The 16,669-nt window shown below is 72.0% G+C and carries 20 protein-coding genes, 1 tRNA gene and 1 pseudogene; 10 read left to right on the plus strand and 12 right to left on the minus strand.

Annotation, left to right across the window (positions count from 1 at the left end):
* Window positions 1-375 precede the first annotated feature (375 nt).
* Window positions 376-555 (plus strand): hypothetical protein, encoded by a 180-nt coding sequence (locus tag NBM05_RS02065; RefSeq protein WP_254164775.1) that lies wholly within the window; start codon window positions 376-378, stop codon window positions 553-555.
* Window positions 556-750: 195 nt separating this feature from the next.
* The gene (locus NBM05_RS02070; protein ID WP_254164777.1) at window positions 751-1,737 is read left to right on the plus strand and encodes a mechanosensitive ion channel family protein; all 987 of its coding nucleotides are present in this window, start codon (window positions 751-753) and stop codon (window positions 1,735-1,737) included.
* Here the strand turns inward: NBM05_RS02070 and NBM05_RS02075 are convergent.
* On the minus strand, window positions 1,691-2,782 hold the full coding sequence (locus tag NBM05_RS02075) for a LysR substrate-binding domain-containing protein (RefSeq protein WP_254164778.1): 1,092 nt from the start codon (window positions 2,780-2,782) through the stop codon (window positions 1,691-1,693). The two genes, NBM05_RS02070 and NBM05_RS02075, sit on opposite strands and share 47 nt — an antisense overlap.
* Window positions 2,783-2,846: 64 nt before the next feature.
* Between NBM05_RS02075 and NBM05_RS02080 the strand changes: the two genes are divergently transcribed.
* The 4 genes from NBM05_RS02080 (at window position 2,847) to NBM05_RS02090 (ending at window position 4,724) form a co-directional block, all read left to right on the plus strand.
* A tRNA-Ala gene (locus NBM05_RS02080) sits at window positions 2,847-2,919 on the plus strand.
* Window positions 2,920-2,994: 75 nt separating this feature from the next.
* Window positions 2,995-3,123, plus strand: coding sequence for a hypothetical protein (locus NBM05_RS15315; protein WP_302183617.1), 129 nt, complete (start codon window positions 2,995-2,997; stop codon window positions 3,121-3,123).
* A gap of 99 nt (window positions 3,124-3,222) precedes the next feature.
* Window positions 3,223-4,179 (plus strand): P1 family peptidase, encoded by a 957-nt coding sequence (locus tag NBM05_RS02085; RefSeq protein ID WP_254164779.1) that lies wholly within the window; start codon window positions 3,223-3,225, stop codon window positions 4,177-4,179.
* A gap of 2 nt (window positions 4,180-4,181) precedes the next feature.
* The gene (locus NBM05_RS02090; protein WP_254164780.1) at window positions 4,182-4,724 is read left to right on the plus strand and encodes a GNAT family N-acetyltransferase; all 543 of its coding nucleotides are present in this window, start codon (window positions 4,182-4,184) and stop codon (window positions 4,722-4,724) included.
* Window positions 4,725-4,806: 82 nt separating this feature from the next.
* Here the strand turns inward: NBM05_RS02090 and NBM05_RS02095 are convergent, their stop codons facing one another.
* From NBM05_RS02095 to NBM05_RS02145, 11 genes are all read right to left on the minus strand, one after another.
* Entirely contained in the window at window positions 4,807-5,784 is a 978-nt protein-coding gene (locus tag NBM05_RS02095) for an SRPBCC family protein (protein WP_254164781.1), read from the minus strand.
* Between the two features lie 22 nt (window positions 5,785-5,806).
* Window positions 5,807-6,154 carry an ArsR/SmtB family transcription factor gene (locus NBM05_RS02100; protein WP_254164782.1) on the minus strand — a complete coding sequence of 116 codons (348 nt, stop codon included), beginning with the start codon at window positions 6,152-6,154 and terminating at the stop codon, window positions 5,807-5,809.
* A gap of 51 nt (window positions 6,155-6,205) precedes the next feature.
* Window positions 6,206-6,679, minus strand: coding sequence for an SNARE-associated domain-containing protein (locus tag NBM05_RS02105; RefSeq protein WP_254164783.1), 474 nt, complete (start codon window positions 6,677-6,679; stop codon window positions 6,206-6,208).
* 86 nt (window positions 6,680-6,765) lie between these two features.
* Window positions 6,766-6,981, minus strand: a complete 216-nt coding sequence (locus tag NBM05_RS02110; RefSeq protein ID WP_254164785.1) for a hypothetical protein — start codon at window positions 6,979-6,981, stop codon at window positions 6,766-6,768.
* Between the two features lie 270 nt (window positions 6,982-7,251).
* On the minus strand, window positions 7,252-7,869 hold the full coding sequence (locus tag NBM05_RS02115; protein ID WP_254164787.1) for a signal peptidase I: 618 nt from the start codon (window positions 7,867-7,869) through the stop codon (window positions 7,252-7,254).
* A gap of 12 nt (window positions 7,870-7,881) precedes the next feature.
* The gene (locus NBM05_RS02120; RefSeq protein WP_254164788.1) at window positions 7,882-8,550 is read right to left on the minus strand and encodes a hypothetical protein; all 669 of its coding nucleotides are present in this window, start codon (window positions 8,548-8,550) and stop codon (window positions 7,882-7,884) included.
* Window positions 8,547-10,040 carry an RCC1 domain-containing protein gene (locus NBM05_RS02125; RefSeq protein ID WP_254164790.1) on the minus strand — a complete coding sequence of 498 codons (1,494 nt, stop codon included), beginning with the start codon at window positions 10,038-10,040 and terminating at the stop codon, window positions 8,547-8,549. Before NBM05_RS02125 ends, NBM05_RS02120 begins: the two co-directional genes overlap by 4 nt.
* Before the next feature lie 26 nt (window positions 10,041-10,066).
* On the minus strand, window positions 10,067-10,552 hold the full coding sequence (locus NBM05_RS02130; protein ID WP_254164792.1) for a hypothetical protein: 486 nt from the start codon (window positions 10,550-10,552) through the stop codon (window positions 10,067-10,069).
* A 47-nt stretch (window positions 10,553-10,599) separates the two neighbouring features.
* The gene (locus NBM05_RS02135; protein WP_254164793.1) at window positions 10,600-11,184 is read right to left on the minus strand and encodes a hypothetical protein; all 585 of its coding nucleotides are present in this window, start codon (window positions 11,182-11,184) and stop codon (window positions 10,600-10,602) included.
* A 74-nt stretch (window positions 11,185-11,258) separates the two neighbouring features.
* Window positions 11,259-11,918 carry a hypothetical protein gene (locus NBM05_RS02140; RefSeq protein WP_254164795.1) on the minus strand — a complete coding sequence of 220 codons (660 nt, stop codon included), beginning with the start codon at window positions 11,916-11,918 and terminating at the stop codon, window positions 11,259-11,261.
* 153 nt (window positions 11,919-12,071) lie between these two features.
* Window positions 12,072-13,547, minus strand: a complete 1,476-nt coding sequence (locus tag NBM05_RS02145) for a LuxR C-terminal-related transcriptional regulator (protein ID WP_254164797.1) — start codon at window positions 13,545-13,547, stop codon at window positions 12,072-12,074.
* Between the two features lie 320 nt (window positions 13,548-13,867).
* On the opposite strand from NBM05_RS02145, the gene NBM05_RS02150 reads away from it, so the two are divergent.
* The 4 genes and pseudogenes from NBM05_RS02150 to NBM05_RS15550 all read left to right on the plus strand — a co-directional run.
* A complete protein-coding gene (locus NBM05_RS02150) occupies window positions 13,868-14,266 on the plus strand; it encodes a hypothetical protein (RefSeq protein WP_254164799.1) in 399 nt (132 codons plus the stop codon).
* 335 nt (window positions 14,267-14,601) lie between these two features.
* On the plus strand, window positions 14,602-14,970 hold the full coding sequence (locus NBM05_RS02155; RefSeq protein ID WP_254164801.1) for a hypothetical protein: 369 nt from the start codon (window positions 14,602-14,604) through the stop codon (window positions 14,968-14,970).
* A gap of 622 nt (window positions 14,971-15,592) precedes the next feature.
* The gene (locus NBM05_RS02160; protein ID WP_254164803.1) at window positions 15,593-16,414 is read left to right on the plus strand and encodes an alpha/beta fold hydrolase; all 822 of its coding nucleotides are present in this window, start codon (window positions 15,593-15,595) and stop codon (window positions 16,412-16,414) included.
* Between the two features lie 43 nt (window positions 16,415-16,457).
* Window positions 16,458-16,544 (plus strand): annotated as a pseudogene (locus NBM05_RS15550) (NAD(P)-binding protein); the annotation flags it as partial.
* Window positions 16,545-16,669 lie beyond the last annotated feature (125 nt).

The raw sequence follows: 16,669 nt of genomic DNA on the forward strand, positions 1-16,669 counted from the left end.
TCGCCGGGGTCGGGTCGTCCGCGCCGGCGGCGCCCGACGTCGGGTGGTCGCGCCGCGTCCGGAGATCGCGACGCCGCCCGCTCGCCCTCGCGCCGCGGCGCACCGCTGCGTCGCCGCGGGAGCACGGCGGGCCTCCGGCGGCCTTCCATGCTCGCCCGGACGGGCGGGCAGCATGTTCCGGGCGAGTGGGCGGCACGCTCCCGGGCCGGCTGGCGGCACGCTCCCGGGCGGGCGGGCGGCGCATTCGCGGAGGGGCGGCGCGGTCGGATCGGGCGGGCGGCCCTCGGCGGGCCGGCCCGTGGAGGCCGCCCCGGCGCCCTATAGTGGGAGGCGTACATCGCAGACCGCCTTCGATTCTCGCTGGAGGAGACCCCCATGAGCAACGACCCCGCACCCGCCAAGAGCTCGATGACGTGGCTGTGGATCCTCGGGGGGATCATCCTGCTGGCCGTGCTGGTGTTCGGCGGGATCGTGCTGTTCCTCGCCGGGCAGGAGTCGCTGTCCCTGCTGGCCTCGGGGACCCCGGAGGTGGCCGGCGCGCCCGCGCTGGCCTGAGCCGCCGAAACCACGAGAAGGGCCGCCCCGCGACGTCGCGGGGCGGCCCTTCTCGCCTCCGGCTCGGGGTCCGACTGGGATGCGTCGCGAGGCCCGGTCGGAGCTTCCTCACATCCCGCCGCCATCCCGTGCCCCGGACCCGGGTGACCCGATACCCTGGGGTCCATGAATGTGCTAGCCGACGAATCTTCCCCCATGTCCGCACAGGCCGACGGGCTGATGCAGCAGGTCTCCAGCCTCGACTTCTGGCTCGACAGCCCGCTGCGGATCGTGCTCATCCTGGTCATCGCGGCGCTGCTGAACCTCGTGGCCAGGACCGTGATCCACAAGATCACCGCGGGGGTGTCCAAGGGGACGCGCGCCCGGATCGTGACCAAGAAGACCGCGAAGGGCAGCCGTTGGGTCGAGGACACCCAGATCGCCAACGAGCGGCAGGCGCAGCGGGCCACCACCGTGGGCTCGGTCCTGCGCAGCGTGGCCACCATCGTCATCTGGGTCATGGCGACCCTGATGATCATCTCGGAGCTGGGCTTCAACATCGCCCCGGTGATCGCGAGCGCCGGCATCGCCGGTGTCGCGCTGTCCTTCGGCGCGCAGTCGCTGGTCAAGGACTACCTCGCGGGCATCTCGATGGTCGCGGAGGACCAGCTGGGGATCGGCGACGTCGTCGACCTCGGCGAGGCCAGCGGCACCGTGGAGTCGGTGGGCCTGCGCGTGACGCAGGTGCGCGACGTCGAGGGCACCCTCTGGCACGTCCGCAACGGCGAGGTCCTGCGCGTGGGCAACTCCTCGCAGGGCTGGGCCCGCACCGTGCTGGACGTCCCCGTGGCCTACAACAGCGACCTCGACGCCGTGACCCAGCTGCTGCTGAAGACCGCCGAGGAGGTCAAGCAGACCACCGAGAGCGGCAAGTCCATCATGGGCAAGCCCGAGGTGTGGGGCGTGGAGCAGATGTCGGGCGAGTCCCTGACCCTGCGGCTCGCCGTGAAGACGGCGCCGCTGCAGCAGTGGGACGTCGCCCGGACCCTGCGCGCGCACATCAAGCGCGCCCTGGACCAGGAGGGCTTCCGGATGCCGCTGCTGAACCAGTCGATCATCCACCAGACCTCGAGCTTCCCGAGCGTCTCGGCGCGCGTCAGCCCCTCTTCCGGGGAGGGCGAGAGCGCGAGCCGCGGGAGCTAGCGCCCGGCTTCCCCGCCGACCCGGCGCCCGCCGAGGGGCCTCGTCGTCCGGTCTTGGACCGGGAGTCGGGGCCCTTTCCGCGTCCGGGGGCGGGGCGCTTCGGGGAGGCGCCGGAGCCCTTGGACCGCCCGGATCCCTGCGCGGCGCCGGGCGCCTTGCCGGAGCCGGTGCCCCTTCTTGCGCCGGCCCCCTTCCCGGAGCCGGCACTCTTCCCTGCGCCAGCACCCTTCCCGGCGCCGGCACCCTGCGCCGGCGCCTTGGCCCCGGCCCGCCCGGCGACCTCGGCGATCTCTCCGCGCGAGCTGTCCTCGCGGCGTCCGCGGGCGATCCCCACGAACTCCTGCAGGACCGCCTCGTCCGGTTCGGGGCGCTCCCCCAGCCCCAGCCGCGGCCAGACCACCAGCACGGGCCGCTCCCCGGCGTCGGCCAGGGGACGATAGGTCAGGTCCTTGCGCCGGTGCAGGCGCGCGAGCGACATCGGGACGATCAGCAGCCCCAGCCCGGCCGCGACGAGCTCGACCGCGTCGCCCAGGTGCCGCATCTCGGGCAGCGGCCGCGGCGGGTGCGCGGCGCGGTGGGCGGCGCTGGCCTCGGCCCACTCGGGTGCGCTCCCCGGATCCTGGAGCATGCGCTCCTCGGCGAGCTCCTCCACGGGCACCTCGTCCAGCAGCGTCAGCACGTGCTCGGCGGGCAGGATGACCACCTGCCGCTCCCGGTACAGCTCGACGGCGTGGAAGGCCTCCCGGTCCAGAGCGGCCGGCTCCTCCTCGGGCCGCAGCAGGACCATGTGCGCGACGCCGTCCGCGAGCGCCCCGAGCCCGGTCTCCGCGTCCTCGAGGGGCAGGCGGGTCAGCGGCGCGGTGCGGCCGAGCCTGCGGTCCCACCGGTCGAACCACTTGCCGGGCATGATGCCGGGGACGAAGGCGACGGTCAGGCCCTCGGCGGCGGGGCCGACGGGGAGGCGCTCGGCAAGCTCGGCCGCGGGCTCGGCGGGCTCGGCCGCGGGCTCGGCGGGGTCCACGGGCGGCGTCTGGGAAGTCTCCATGGAGCAAACGTAGCAGTGAAGTTGAAACCGGGGCCTGGGACGGAGTATGTTGTAGAGGTTGCTCGGGGCTATAGCTCAGTTGGTAGAGCGCTTCGTTCGCAATGAAGAGGTCAGGGGTTCGAATCCCCTTAGCTCCACGAACACCGAGACGCAGCAGGGCCCCGCCGGACGGCGGGGCCCTGCTGCGTTCCACCCCGCCCCCGGAGGCCGCCGTGCAGGAACCTCGTGAGGTCCGCGTCGAGGGCGACGTCGTCCGGCGCCCCCGCAAGCCCTGGACCCCGACCGTCCACGCCCTGCTGCGCCACCTCCGCTCCCACGATCTGCCGGTCCCCCTCCCCTAGACCCGCTCCTCCCCCTTGCGAGACGATGAGGGGAATCGCCCGGCCCACACGGCATTCGCGCCACGCACCGGGCCGCCCGCCCCCTCGCGACGGAGAGTCATGCCCCAGGACAGCACCGACCACGCCTCTCCCGGTGACCCCGCATCCCCCGCCGTCCCCGTCCTCCCCGGCGCCCCCGCCTCCCCCGGCGTCCGCGTGGGCCACTGGACCGACGCCGAGGCCCGCACCGGCTGCACCGTCCTGACCTTCCCGGAGGGGACGGTCGCCTCGTGCGAGGTGCGCGGCGGCGCCCCGGCATCCCGGGAGCTGGACCTGCTCTCCCCCGAGAAGACCGTCTCCACGCTCGACGCCGTGCTGCTGACCGGGGGCTCGGCCTTCGGGCTCGCGGCGGCCGACGGCGTCGTGCGTTGGTGCGAGGAACGGGGCCGCGGGGTGCCCACCCCGGCCGGGCGCGTGCCCATCGTCCCAGCCCTGGCCCTGTTCGACCTCGCCGCGGGCGACCCGAGGGTGCGGCCCGACGCCGACGCCGGTTACCTCGCCGCCCGCGCCACCGAGGGCGAGCAGGTCCTCCGGGGGCGGATCGGGGCCGGGACCGGCGCGCAGGTGAGCCAGTGGCGCGGCCCCGGCGGCCGCCGCCCGGGCGGGCTGGTCTACGCCGAGCGGCGGCTGGGCGAGCTCGTGGTGGGGTCGCTGTGCGCGGTCAACGCCTTCGGCGACGTCGACGACGGGACCGGGCCGGTCTCCCTGGACGCGGCAGCCGCCCTGGCCGCGCCGTCCTTCGCGGCCCCGCCGGACCGCACCCACACGACCATCGGCGTCGTGATGACCAATGCGCGCCTGGACAAGGTCGGCTGCCGGATCCTGGCCCAGGGGGCGCACGACGGCCTGGCGCGCGCGATCACCCCGCCCCACACCCGCTTCGACGGCGACGGCTTCGTCGCCGCCGCGACGGGCGCGGTCGAGGCGCAGGTCGACGCCGTCCGCCTCCTGGCCCTGGCCGCCACGGCGGACGCGATCCGCTCGCTGGCCGCGGCGCCGCCACCAGGGGAAGCGTGAGCATGGTCGCGCATCGACCCGACGCGCTGCCCCCTCCCCGGCTGGTCCGGCGCGAGGACGCCGTCGAGCTCGCCCGCCTCTACCGGCGCCAGCGCGCGTACCTGGCACCCTGGGAGCCCGACCGCGCGGACCGCTTCTTCACCGAGGAGGGGCAGCTCGCCGAGATCGACGGCGTCCTCTCCCGCCACGCCCGCGAGGAGGCGCTCCCCCTCGTCGTCGCGCATCCCGACGGCTCGCTCATCGGGCGCGTGACGCTGAGCGGCATCGTCCGCGGTGCGTTCCAATCGTGCAGCGTGGGCTATTGGATCGCGGAGGAGCACGCAGGACGGGGCCATGCCACGCGAGCGCTCCGGTGGGCCGTGACGATGGCCTTTGATGAGCTGGGCCTCCACAGGGTGCAGGCCGAGGCGGTGCCCGAGAACCTCGCCTCCCACCGCGTCCTGACCAGGGCGGGGTTCCGGCGGATCGGCCTCGCGCCGCAGTACCTGCACATCGACGGTGCGTGGCGCGATCACGTGCTCTACCAGAGGCTGAGGGGCGGCTGAAGATCAGACCCGCAGCTCCGATCGATCCAGGGCGTGGACGACGCCGCCACGGCGTCGCCCCCGGCCTCCGCCCCGGCCCCGCTCAGGCCCCCTGGAGCACCTCCCGCTCCAGCCGGGCGTAGCTGTCCTCCATGCCGTCGACCATGCCCGTGCCCAGGATCTCCTCGCGGGTCGCCCGGTCCGGGTAGGTGATCACCAGGGACAGCAGGGTCCCGTTCTCGAGCGGGGTCAGCGTCATCTCGTTGACGGTCTCGGTGGGCCCGGCGTCGATCATGCGCTCCGTGACCACCTCCCGCCGCGGAGACTCGAGGTGCAGGACCTCCCCCGTGAAGCCGAAGCGCTCCGAGCCGTCTTCGGCCTCCCACTCGTAGCGATACGACTGCCCCACCTCGTCGCCGATCTCGCAGACCGGCATGCGCCAGCCGTCCGGCCCGAGCATCCACCGCTTCATCAGGTCGGACTCGTGGTGGGCGCGCCACACCTGCTCGGTCTCGCCGCGCAGCACGCGGCTGATCCTGACCCGCCGGTCGTCGATCTCCTGGGAGACCGTCCCCCGCGCCGGGTCGAGCGGCGTGCCGTCCTGCAGGACGTCGTCGATCTGGCCCATCGCCGCGGTCATGCCCTCGCGCATGCCCATCGCCAGCAGCTGCTCGAGCTGGTCCAGGGAGTCGAAGTACGTGGTGGTGGTCAGACGGGAGCCGTCCCCGGTCTCCTCGAACTCGAAGGTCATGCGCATGCTCGGCATCTCGGGGTTGGGCTCGCCGTCGGGCCCGGCGAAGCCGTCGCGCACCTCGAAGGAGCGGGGCGCGTCGACGTCGAGGAACTCCCAGTAGCCGCCGGAGGGCTCGCCCTCGGGACTGGTCATGTAGTAGTCGGATCGGCCGCCCGGGAACATGTCGTGGCGGGTGAAGGTGGCAGGCCACTCCGGCGGTCCCCAGAACCGCTCGATCTGGCGGGGGTCGGCGTAGGCGTCCCAGAGGCGGCGCACCGGCACGGGGAAGTCCGCGACGACGCGCATGGTCAGGGCATCGAGATCCTGGTCGACGGTGGTGATGGGCATGGCGTGACCTTTCGGTGAGGGGCTACTCGGCGGCGAGCAGGTCCTCCAGGCGGCCCAGGCGGGCCCGCCACAGCTGCTCGTAGCCGTTCAGCAGGGCCTGCGCCCTGCCGAGCGTCTCCGGATTGCCGCGGACGAGGCGCTCGCGGCCACTCCGGTACTTGGACACGAGCCCCGCCCCTTCCAGGACGGAGACGTGCTTCTGAACCGCCGCGAACGACATGTCGTAGGCGGCGGCGAGCTGCGAGATCGAGGCCTCACCGGTCAGGGTGCGGCGGACGATGTCGCGTCGGGTCGCGTCCGCGAGGGCCCGGAAGATGCGGTCCACCTGGTCCTCGTCGAGCGGGAGGCGCGGATTCTCATGTACAACCATTTGGTTGTACTTTAGGCCTCACGCCGCCCCCGGTCAAGGGTTTTCCGTGCCCTATCTCACAGACGCGCGGCGGCCCCTGGAGCGGATCGCCCACCGCCAGATCGCGACGCCGACCGCCACGGCCGCGAGCACCACGGCCAGGATCCACGGCCTCTCGAGCCACGCCCAGACGACGGCCATCCCGACGGTCCCGTAGATCGTCCCCCAGATCAGCGTGCCCACGAGCATCGCGGGGATCCAGCGCATCAGGGGCATGCGGGTGAAGCCGGTGGTCATGATCACCGCGGTCTGGAAGCCCACGGTCAGGAAGCAGGCCGGGACGGCGAGCACGCCCCAGCGGTTCACGAACGCCTCGGCGCGGCGGTAGAGCGGGGTCTCCAGCAGGGCCAGGACGCGAGCCGAGCGGCGGCCGCCCGTCGAGGCGAGCCAGCCCAGCATGAAGACCAGGGAGGTGCGCAGGACGCCGACGCCCCAGAAGAAGAGGATGGCCAACCCCCAGTGCAGCCCCTCGATCCAGTCCTGCATGCCCCGAGTTTATCGAAGAGCGGCGCCGAGCCCCGTGACGGGGGTCACCCGGGAAGCGCTGGCCCGAGGCCCGCCTCCGCGGTCCGTCAGTCGCCCGAGCGGGCGCGCCGGTCCCTGATCCCGAAGTAGATCGTTACCAGCACTCCCAGCCCCGCGGCGATGCCCCACGGCCAGGAGGGCCTGATCGCGAAGACCCCCAGCCACACGACGGTCAGTCCCGCGTACATCCAGAACACGCTGCGGAACCGCATCGTCCGCAGGTCCCGCGGGTCGTTGCGGCCGGGTCCGTCCTCGGGCGCCATGCGGGTCCTCCCCTCGATCGTCCTCGCCGCGCGTCGTCGTGTGCTCGTCGCGCGGGCGCGTGCCGGTTCCGGCGCCTCACATTCTAGGCGCCCACGCGCGCAGACCCCGCCGGCACGGGACCGACGGGGCCTACGGGGAGCCGCCGCCCCGGGCGAGGCGGCCCGTGTGGGACGGCCGGGCGGTACGGCCCGAGTGGGACGGCCAGGTGGGCCAGCCGGGCGGGTCACCTCGGGGGCGGAGACCGGGTGGGGTCTCGCCTCGGCGGAAGGCTAGGACTCGCGCACCGCGCCCGGTTCGGCCTTCGCCAGCGGCGCGGTGTCCGTGTCCTGGCCGGAGCCCGGCGGGGCGTCGGGCCGGGCCTCGGGGTCGGGCTCCACGGCCTGCGCCTCGGAGCCCTTCCCGCGCCGCGGGGCGCGCCCGCCCAGGTAGACCAGCACGACCATGCCGATCAGGATCGCGATCATGAGCAGCGGACTGCCTTTGATCCAGTGGGCCAGGTACCCCAGGAGGGGGATGTGGGCCACGTTGAGCCCCACCCGGCTGACGTCGTAGGGGTTCGGGTCGGCGGCGTCGTTGGCGTCGCCCTTGAGGGTCATCCTGACCCCGCTGCCCCACGGCTCGACGCTGGTGACCCGGTGGGTGATGAGGCCGTCGATGTCCTGCCGGGCCACCGTCACGACGTCGTCGACCGCGACGTCCTTCGCGTCGACCGAGCGCGTCAGGGCGAGCGACCCCACCGGCAGCGCGGGCTCCATGGAGCCGGAGACGACCACCACGGGCCGCAGTCCGAAGACGAGGCAGACCGCCACGACGATGAGCGTGATGGCCCCGGCCAGCGCACCCACGTTGAGCAGGACCGCGCGGATGATTCGGAGTGGTTTGTTCATGTGTTCTAGCACCTATTCGATGACGGGGGTTCCACTGAGACGCATCCCCAGCCGGAATCCGCCGTGGTTCATTTCGCGATCTGGCACGGGCGTCAGAAGCCTGATCCACAAGCCGAGTCGGCGTTCCGATCCGGGCCGGCCCGGTACGTGGGGAACCTCGTCCTCCTGGGGCGGTCCTCCTCGCCCGATCAGGGTCCCGAGATCGACGTCGTGGTCGATCTCCATCGGGGCCCCGTTGACTCCGTCCTCGGCTGTGTCGCCCAACAGAATCTCGCCGGTGTCCTGATCGAAGATGGTCACTCGCATCCACGGCACGTAGTCGGGCCTCGAAGGATCGGCGGGGGGCTTGGCCGTCACGGCGAGACGCATCGCCATCGGAAGATCGGGAGAGTTGTTGGCCACCGTGAAGGTCGTCTTCGCGGTGCGCCCCGGGCGGACATTACGAACGAACTGTGGCCCTCCGATCTTCGCCTGCCCGGACGAGCGGATCAGGCCATTCTGATCGACCACGCCGATCCCGTAGGCCGCCGTGCCCATCTCGCTGAACGACAGACGGGCCCGATCCGTGAAGGCCGCGGCCGCCCGGTCGGTCACGAAGAACGTCGACCACCCCAGCACCACCACGGCGAACAACGCCAAGACCATTGGCAGCCGTCCTTTGACGGCCGATGCGACGTTCATCTCGATCTCTCCATTCGCGGCAACCGCATGTAGGTGGGCGGCTGCCTCTTCTTCGTCTCCGTGCTGGTCCACCAGTCGAAGCTGTTGCGCACCTGCGCGTGTCTGTTGTTGTTTGCCGCATGAGTCGTCCCGTTCCAGGTCACGACGTCGCCTCCCGTCCGGAAGACCACCGGCGTGTACCCGGAACCGCCGAGACTCTCGATGTCCGCCCCGAGGAAGTCCAGGCGCATCGGCCATTTGAGAGGCGCCGCCGAGGCTGGGTACGAGGCGAGGAACCCGTCCGGCTCAACGGCCCCGTACTTGCGGGTCCCCCACTGGTAGACGCGTCCGTTGTCTCCCAGTGCGAATACCATGTCCGTGGTGGGGACGACGCGCGTAGCACGCACCCCGCGTTCGAGGTCGACCTCCGTAGGGGTGGCCGCTTCAGCCGCGCTCCGCGCACCCCAGGGGACGCCCCACGAGGTCGGGACCGCCGGTCCCACGCCCCAGGCGAGCAGTCGCCCGGAGTCGAGCAGGAAGGTGTTGCCGTGATAGTGACCCGACATGGAACGGATGCTGCAGTTGTCGGACTGCGCGCCGTTGGGTCCGGTGGGCGGCCCGCTGCACCCCTCCCGTGCGTACGCGGAGAGCGTTTGCGAGCGCCGGGGGCTGACGGCAGTGAGAGCGTCCCCGTCGCCCCCCGGTGACGTCTGGTAGGTGTGCCGATTGGCCCAGCCCCACCAGTACACGCCGCTGGTCGCGTCATCCGGACGGTGACCCCCGAGGATGACCCAGGAGCTCCAGGTGCCGGCCCCGATGGAATGCGCCGGACCCGGGAGCTGAACTCGCGTCGGGGCACGATCGGACACAGACTGTCGGATCCCCTGCCCCAGCAGCCCGCGAGAGCCCTGGTTGTTGCCCCAGGTGTAGACGTCGCCGTTCTCCAGCAGCGCCATGAATGCTCCGGATGACGAGGCGAGGTCGATGACCCGTCCGGGGAGGTGGACCTCTCCGGGCGCCCACCATGCCTGCTCGCCCGACGCCGTGGCACCTCGGCCCATGACCGAGTTCCGCTGGTTCCCGCCCCAGGTGAACACCTTGCCGTCTTCGGAGAGAGCGGCCAGACCCGTGAAGTCTGGGTTGTCGGACCAGAATCCGTCCAGGCTGGTCCCCTGCACCTTGACCGCTCGACGGGCGTCAGCCCGGTCGGCCCCCTGGCCTGGAAGCGAGACCGTCGATACCGGAGCAGCGGAATGCACCTCGCGGTGCCCCGTCCCGGAGAGCCCGTTGCCGCGATACCCCCAGATGGCGATGTCGCCATCTGGCCGGATGGCCACGGACGTCCCGGCGAGGTACGTCTGCTGGGCTTTCCACGACGCGGTCGGCGTCACCGGAGCCTGAGCCGGATCGAGCCTGGCGACGACCTGGTCGGTGTGCACCGCGCTGGTGCTCCCCACGAATGCTGCGGCCACCATTCCGAGCGCACCGGTGGAGACCAGGGTGGAGATCATGGCCCGGATGAGCCTTCTCCCCCGCCTCATCGATGAAGCCTCCGTCCCCGGGTAGCCCGCAGCGTGAACATCACACCCAGGCAGAGCAGAAGGAGAAAGACTCCGGCGCCGGTGGCAAGCGCGAGGCCGTGGAGAGCCCCTCCGCCAGAAGCGGGAGGCAGGGGGACGGGCTCCTCCCTCCCGGTCGCGACGACGTGGAGCGTGAACGTTCCGTTGGACTCGAGCGAGGGGTCCGACTCTGCCGGGTGGCGCAGCGACCCGCGCAGCCGGACCTGCCGCGGCGCCTCGAGGGTTCCCAGGGGAAAGTTCGTGGTCTTCATCTCCACCTCGTGGTCGAGGACGACCTGCCCCTGATCGTCCATGATGGACAGCTCGAGGGGGCGGTTCGGCCGCGGTGAGAACCCGTCGAATTCGATGGTGACGCTCAACGACAGCGAGTGCGTACCGGGATTCGTGACGTCGATGGAGAAGTCGGTCGGGCTGCCGGGACTGGGTATGTGAAACGTGCGCACCTCAGCAACAGGAGGAACTGAGGGGGTGCCACCGGAAGCACGCGGAATCATGCCGTTTCACCTCGCAGGACGGTCGTGAACCCAATGGGTCGTCCGCCGGAGAGCGACGGATCGACGGAGTCCGAGGGTAGGGACAGCTCGATGCGGACGGTGCGGGCGACGGCCGTCTCCCATCCGTCGATGACGATGGGGTGAGCCTCGAGCCCTTCAAGAGTCTGATGATCCGCAAGGGGTGAACCGTCGTCTACCCTCACTGTGTACAGAGCCTTCGCGGCCACGTCGTTGCCTTGCGGATCGATCGACAGTCGAACGGGACCGGTGTCGTCGGATGTCGTCACCACGTCGAATTCCGTGGTGGGCTCCGGCTCTCCGCTGCCGTGGAAAGGTATGACGGCGTTGCCTTCGGCGGAGAGCTCGTAGGCGCTTTCCTCGGTGGACGCCTGGACGAGCGATCCATCGGGGGCGACGATGGCCAGGTCGTAGTCGACGGAGACTTCCTCGTCGTCGAGGATGATGTCGATGGGCGGGGCCATGGGCGCGGCATTGGTCGCGGGGATGCTGCCCGCCGCGATGGCGCTCGCTGCCAGGACGGGGATGCCGAGGGCGCGCCAGTGACTGATCTTGCGTGTCATGGGGGCGTGTTCTTCCTGTGGTCAGGGGCGGCACCCGCGGGGCAGGGCCCCGCGGGTGCCGTGCCGGCGAGGGGTCAGCTCTGCTCGATGGAGGAACCGGAGACCTGCATCTGGAGGCGGGCACTCTGGCCGTTCAGCGCATTGTCGTTCTCGCTGGTGGGAAGCCACACGTCGAAGGTGATGGAGCTCTCCTCATAAGGAGCGAGCTCCGTCAGCTCCACGGCCTTCTGCAGCTGGGTGAAGGACAGGTTGTCGTGGACCCGGCCGTCCGGATCGCTGATCTTGAAGCGCAGCGTGTCGCGGAAGAGCTGGCTCTGGCTGCCGCGGTCGTTGAGGTTGACCCCCAGCGTCGAGCCGAACTTCGCGGAGTCGTTGCGGACCGGGATGGTGACGGTCCGCGGCTCGCCGCCGGGCATGATCGAGTCGGCGCCGGGCAGGTTGACGGGAACACCCGCGGGGTCGTCGGCCTCCTGCCACCCCTCGATGAACTCGCCCTTCTCGTCCGTGGCCCCCACCTGGAGGTTGTAGGCCTTGGTCCCGTCCCCTGTCCCCGGACCGATCCCGCCGTCGCCGCTGGCGTAGTTGCCGATGTTCAGGTAGGCGTTGTCCAGGAATGCCGCGGCGGTGATCAGGGCGCCGACGCCGGCGAGGGAGCCCCAGGCCAGAATCGCCTTGCGGCGGTCCCGACGCTTCGCGGCGCGGTCCTCGGGGGACATTGTCTCAGTAGTGGTCATTCTTTTCTCCCATAGTGACTAACTCACGCTTTCGCCACCCCGCGGTTGAACGGGGCGGAAGCGATGATGCCAGGCTAGGAAAAAAGTCGAGGGGGTGATTTTAATGCCGTTCGTTGACATTTCGAACGCGAGGTGTCAGGGGTCATATCGCGCCTAGATGAAACCGATTCTCTCGGCCGCCAACCGAAGCTCGTCGCGGCTTCTGACACCGAGTTTTCGGTACAGCATCCGCTGGTGCGTCTTCAGGGTGTTGAAGGATATGTACAGGTCATCTGCGATGTCGCGGCGGTTCGTATCGCTGCACAGGGCGGGCAGCAGCTCCGCCCCCCGCCGCGTCAGCCGGGGCCTGACCGCCTCGGCGTCCTCGAACTGGGGCCACCCGGGCACCGAGACCTCCGCGAAGCGGCGCACGCGCTGGGTGAACGCCTCCATCTCACCCTCCCTCAGCCCGCCGGACCGCTCGAGCCCCTCCGCCAGCAGCGCGGCCGCGCCCTCCGGACGGCCGCACCGCAGCGCCGCCTCCGTGCCCAGGGCGCACCGCCGCAGCTCCGTGCGCCGCAGCAGGCGCGTGTCCCCGCGCAGGGCCACCGCGTCCCGGAACGCCTCCTCGGCGCGCCCGGCGGCCAGCGCCGCCCGGGTGCGCACCAGACGCGTCAGGAAGAACTGAGGGTCCGCCTCCTCCAGGATCGACTCCGCCTCCTCGACCCGGCCGTCTTGGAGGGCGAAGGACGCCAGCGCGACCGGGAAGGCGCTGCGCGGGAACCCGTCGCCCCGCCGCGCCTCCGGCACCTGCCGCTCCAGCTCGGTCAGCCGCGCGCGGAACAGCTCCTCTCCCCCGGTGCTCCGGCACGCCCGCCAGAGGGCGTAGACGTAGAAGGGCCACATCATGCCGAGCGAGGCGATGCGGGCGGTGGGCAGGCGCTCGACGAGGACCCCCGGGCGCTCCGCGTCGTCGAGGATGCTCCGGGTGAACCGCGTGTCCAGGTCGATCCGGTCCTCGACCCAGCTCTTGGTCCGCCCCGAGTACCCCGAGGCGTTCAGCTTGAGCCGGGCCAGCTCGTCGTCGCCGAAGAGCACGTGGATCAGCGCGGACTTGACCAGGGAGTCGCGGCCGTACATCGCCATGCGGCGCGGCGGCTCGGCGGCCTGCACGGCCCCGAAGCACTCCAGCGCCGCGGACAGGTCACCGCCCAGCATGTTGGTGACGCCGGCCTCGTAGGAGCACGTCGCCTTCCAGACCGCGGGATCGATGCCCTCCGGCCGCCCCATGATCAGGTCCCGCGCCGCGCGCCCCTTCTCCATGGCCGCGCGCGGGTGGCTGCGGCGCTGGTCGATCAGCTCGCGGGCCTGGGCCCAGACGCCCCGGTCCAGCTGATCCTCCTCGAGCCGGGAGCAGCCGAAGGGACCCACGCCCCGCGAACCTCCCCCGCCCGAGACGCCGAACACGTACCGCACCACCTCGGAGGTGGCCGCCCGCTCCCGCGGCAGCGTCTCCAGCAGGCGGCGCATGCGCCAGGGCCGGATGGCGTGCCATGACTCCAGGGGACGCCGCTCCACCAGGTCGAGCAGCGCGTCCCCGTCCCCCGCCCAGATGGCCTTCTTCAGATCCAGCAATGTCGTCGCAACCATGAGCACATGATGTACCCGGACGCGGAAGGGGCCCACGAATTGTCAACCAGCGGCGCGTCCGCACCCCGCCAGCCGGCCAACGCCGGGTCACACTCGGGTCATTTCACAGAGGATTCGCTGATCAGAAACCACATGAAAGGTCCGCCACAGGGTATTCGGCCCGGGTGAGATCCCGGCGGCATTACGCTTCTCCGAGCGCATGCGGAGAGTAAATGTGCTATAAATCACCACGATTTGACGCGTTCGGCGCTTAAATCCCCGATCGTGACGCGACGATGAACGCCACCGGAGCGGACCCGGCTGTGCGATCATCATGACTCATGAACAGCGCATGGGACGTCGTCGGGGTGGTCGCGGAGACCCTCTCCTGGATCGGCCTCGGCATCGGGCTGCTGCTCGCCGTCGCCGCGCTCCTGCTGCGCCTCTACGACGGGAGCTGGAAGCCCGCGACCATCGTCATCCTCGAGGCGGAGCGGGGACCGGTGGCGCGGTGGATCCTCGACGACGGCATCCACGAGCGCCCCTTGACCGCCGCGGAGGCGCACGCGCTCGGCTCAGCGGAGGTGCACCACGCCTACGTGAGCACCCGCGACTCCGGGTGGATGCGCCTGCACCGCACCGCCTCGTCGCTGCACGTCATGCCCCGGCTCGCCCTGATCTTCCTGGGGGTCGGCGCGCTCGGGTGGCTGGTCTCGTTCGTCCAGACCCTGGCGGACTGAGCCGCCCGGGCGCGCGGACGTGCGCGCCTCCGGACGGCGTCTGCGGCCAGCCGTGCCGCGACATGCCCGGCGCCCCTGGCCGACGCGGTGCACCGCGGCCGACCAGGGCATCGCGCCGGGCCAGGCCACCGCGGCCGGGGCACGGGGCCCGACCAGGACGCCGCGGCCGGCCGGGGCGCGGGACCCTCGGCCTATTCGAAGGGTTGCCCCGAAGCCCCACTGGGACCCGAGCTCCCCGAGCTGCCCCAGGTCCGTGCCGCCGAGCAGCCCTCGGCGTCCACGCCCTCGGCGAGCTGCCCGACGTCGGCGATCTCCTCGGGGTCTCGAAGCCCTGGATGCCCTCCAGGAGCGGGCCGGCCGCCGCGCTCAGCACCGCGCCTCTGGCCACCGCCGCGAGCAGGCCGCCGCCCACCGCTCCGATCCCGACGCCGGCCGCGGCCGCCCCCAGCCCCCGGCCGCGTCCGCCGCCGGTCGAGCCCCCGCCCAGCACCCGCTGGATCAGCCCCGGCTTCATCACCTCGGCGCGCGTGGCCGAGCGGGCGAGGTCCTCCGGGCGGGAGGAGGCCGGCCGCTCGGAGGCGGGGAACTCCGCGTCGAACCGCGAGCGCACCTCGTCGCGCTGCTCGGGCGAGAGGCGACCGAAGGCGTCCCGGTTGACCTGCTCCAGCTGCTCCGGCGGGGCGGTGCGGGTCAGGTACTCGTAGCGGGCCACGGCCATCTCCTCCTCGGGTGTCCCCGCCGGCCGGAGCCCGCGCTGCCGGCGCGCCCCGCGCCCGATGCCGGGCGCTGATCCGGCCCGCGGCCGAAGCGCGCGTCGCCCGTCGGGACGGCCCGTCCGTTCGACGGACGCGCCCCTCCCTGGTCCGTGGGAGCCGTCTTCTCCTGGACCTTCTGCGCCACCGTGTGGGCGATCGCGCGCCAGTCCCGGCCGCCTCCGGAGGACGACCGGTTACTGTCGCCTCGGCCGGATCGGGACGACGCGGCGTCGGCGATGGTCTTGAAGATCTTGGACATGCTGCTCATGGGCGGAGCCTTTCCGTAGTAGAGCGGGCGAATACCTCCACTGTGTTCCGTGCCGCTGGGAAATGTCCGGGGGCGACCAGGGAAAACCGTTGGGGTTTCGCTGACCGCGTGAGGCCCTGTCAGCGCCCCGCGTTCGCTCACTAGGGTGGTGAGACACACCACCCCGCCCGCCTGGCGGACCCGGGCGCGGCCCACGGGAGCCGACGACGCCCCGGGCACGGCCCACGGGAACCGAGGGCACCTCGGGCGGGCGGTCCGGCACGGAGGGGAGCCTCCGCGCATCACACCCAGGGAGGCAAGAGTATGACGTACATCGCCACAGCCGACGGACACAACCTGCACGTCGAGGACCACGGTGGGGACGGCCGACCCGTCGTGCTCATCCACGGCTGGCCCCTCTCCGGGGCGTCCTGGACGCACCAGGTCTCCCCGCTCCTCGCCGCGGGCCACCGCCCCATCACCTACGACCGCCGCGGCTTCGGCCACAGCGACAAGCCGGAGACCGGATACGACTACGACACCCTCGCCGAGGACCTCCGGGCCGTGCTCGAGGGCCTGGACCTGAGGGACGTCACGCTGGTCGGCTTCTCGATGGGCGGCGGCGAGGTCGCCCGGTACGTCGCGCGCCACGGCACCGAGCGGCTGCGCGGCGTCGTGTTCGCCGCGGCCGTGCCGCCCTACCTGGAGCAGACGCCGGACAACCCGGACGGACCCCTCCCCCGCGAGCAGGCCCAGGAGATGGAGCGCGGGCTGCGGGAGGACCGCGAGGCCTTCTTCGACGACTTCGCCACGGGGTTCTTCACCGCGGGCGAGGAGCTCGCGGTGGACGAGGAGACCCGGCAGGAGGCGATCGCGCTGGCACGGCAGTCGGGGCACGCGGCGGCCCTGGGCTGCCTCGAGGCCTTCGCGACCACCGACTTCCGCGGCGACCTCCCGGCGATCGACGTGCCGACCCTCGTCCTCCACGGGGACTCCGACGGCACCGTGCCCTTCGAGGGATCCGGCCAGCGGACCCACGACGCCGTCCGCGGCAGCCGGCTGCACATCATCGAGGGCGGGCCGCACGGAATCAACGCGAGTCACCCCGAGGAGTTCAACCGCGCGCTGCTGGATTTCCTGGGCTGATGGCCGCCGGCTGGCGCGCCGCGGCGCGGAGAGGGCGGGCGGGATGACCGCGGTCGCCGTGGTGGGCTCCGGCCCCAACGGGCTGACGGCGGCCTGCCGGCTGGCCCGCGCCGGGCTGGACGTGACCGTCTACGAGCGGGCGGACCGGCCGGGCGGGGCGTGCCGCTCCGAGCCCGCGCTCGGCGAGGGACCGTGGTCGACCTCGGGGCCGCCGCGCACCCCTTCGGCGTCGCGAGCCCCGCGTTCGCCGCCCTG

It is taken from the genome of Rothia santali (genome assembly GCF_024199905.1).
Taxonomy (GTDB): Bacteria; Actinomycetota; Actinomycetes; order Actinomycetales; family Micrococcaceae; genus Rothia; species Rothia santali.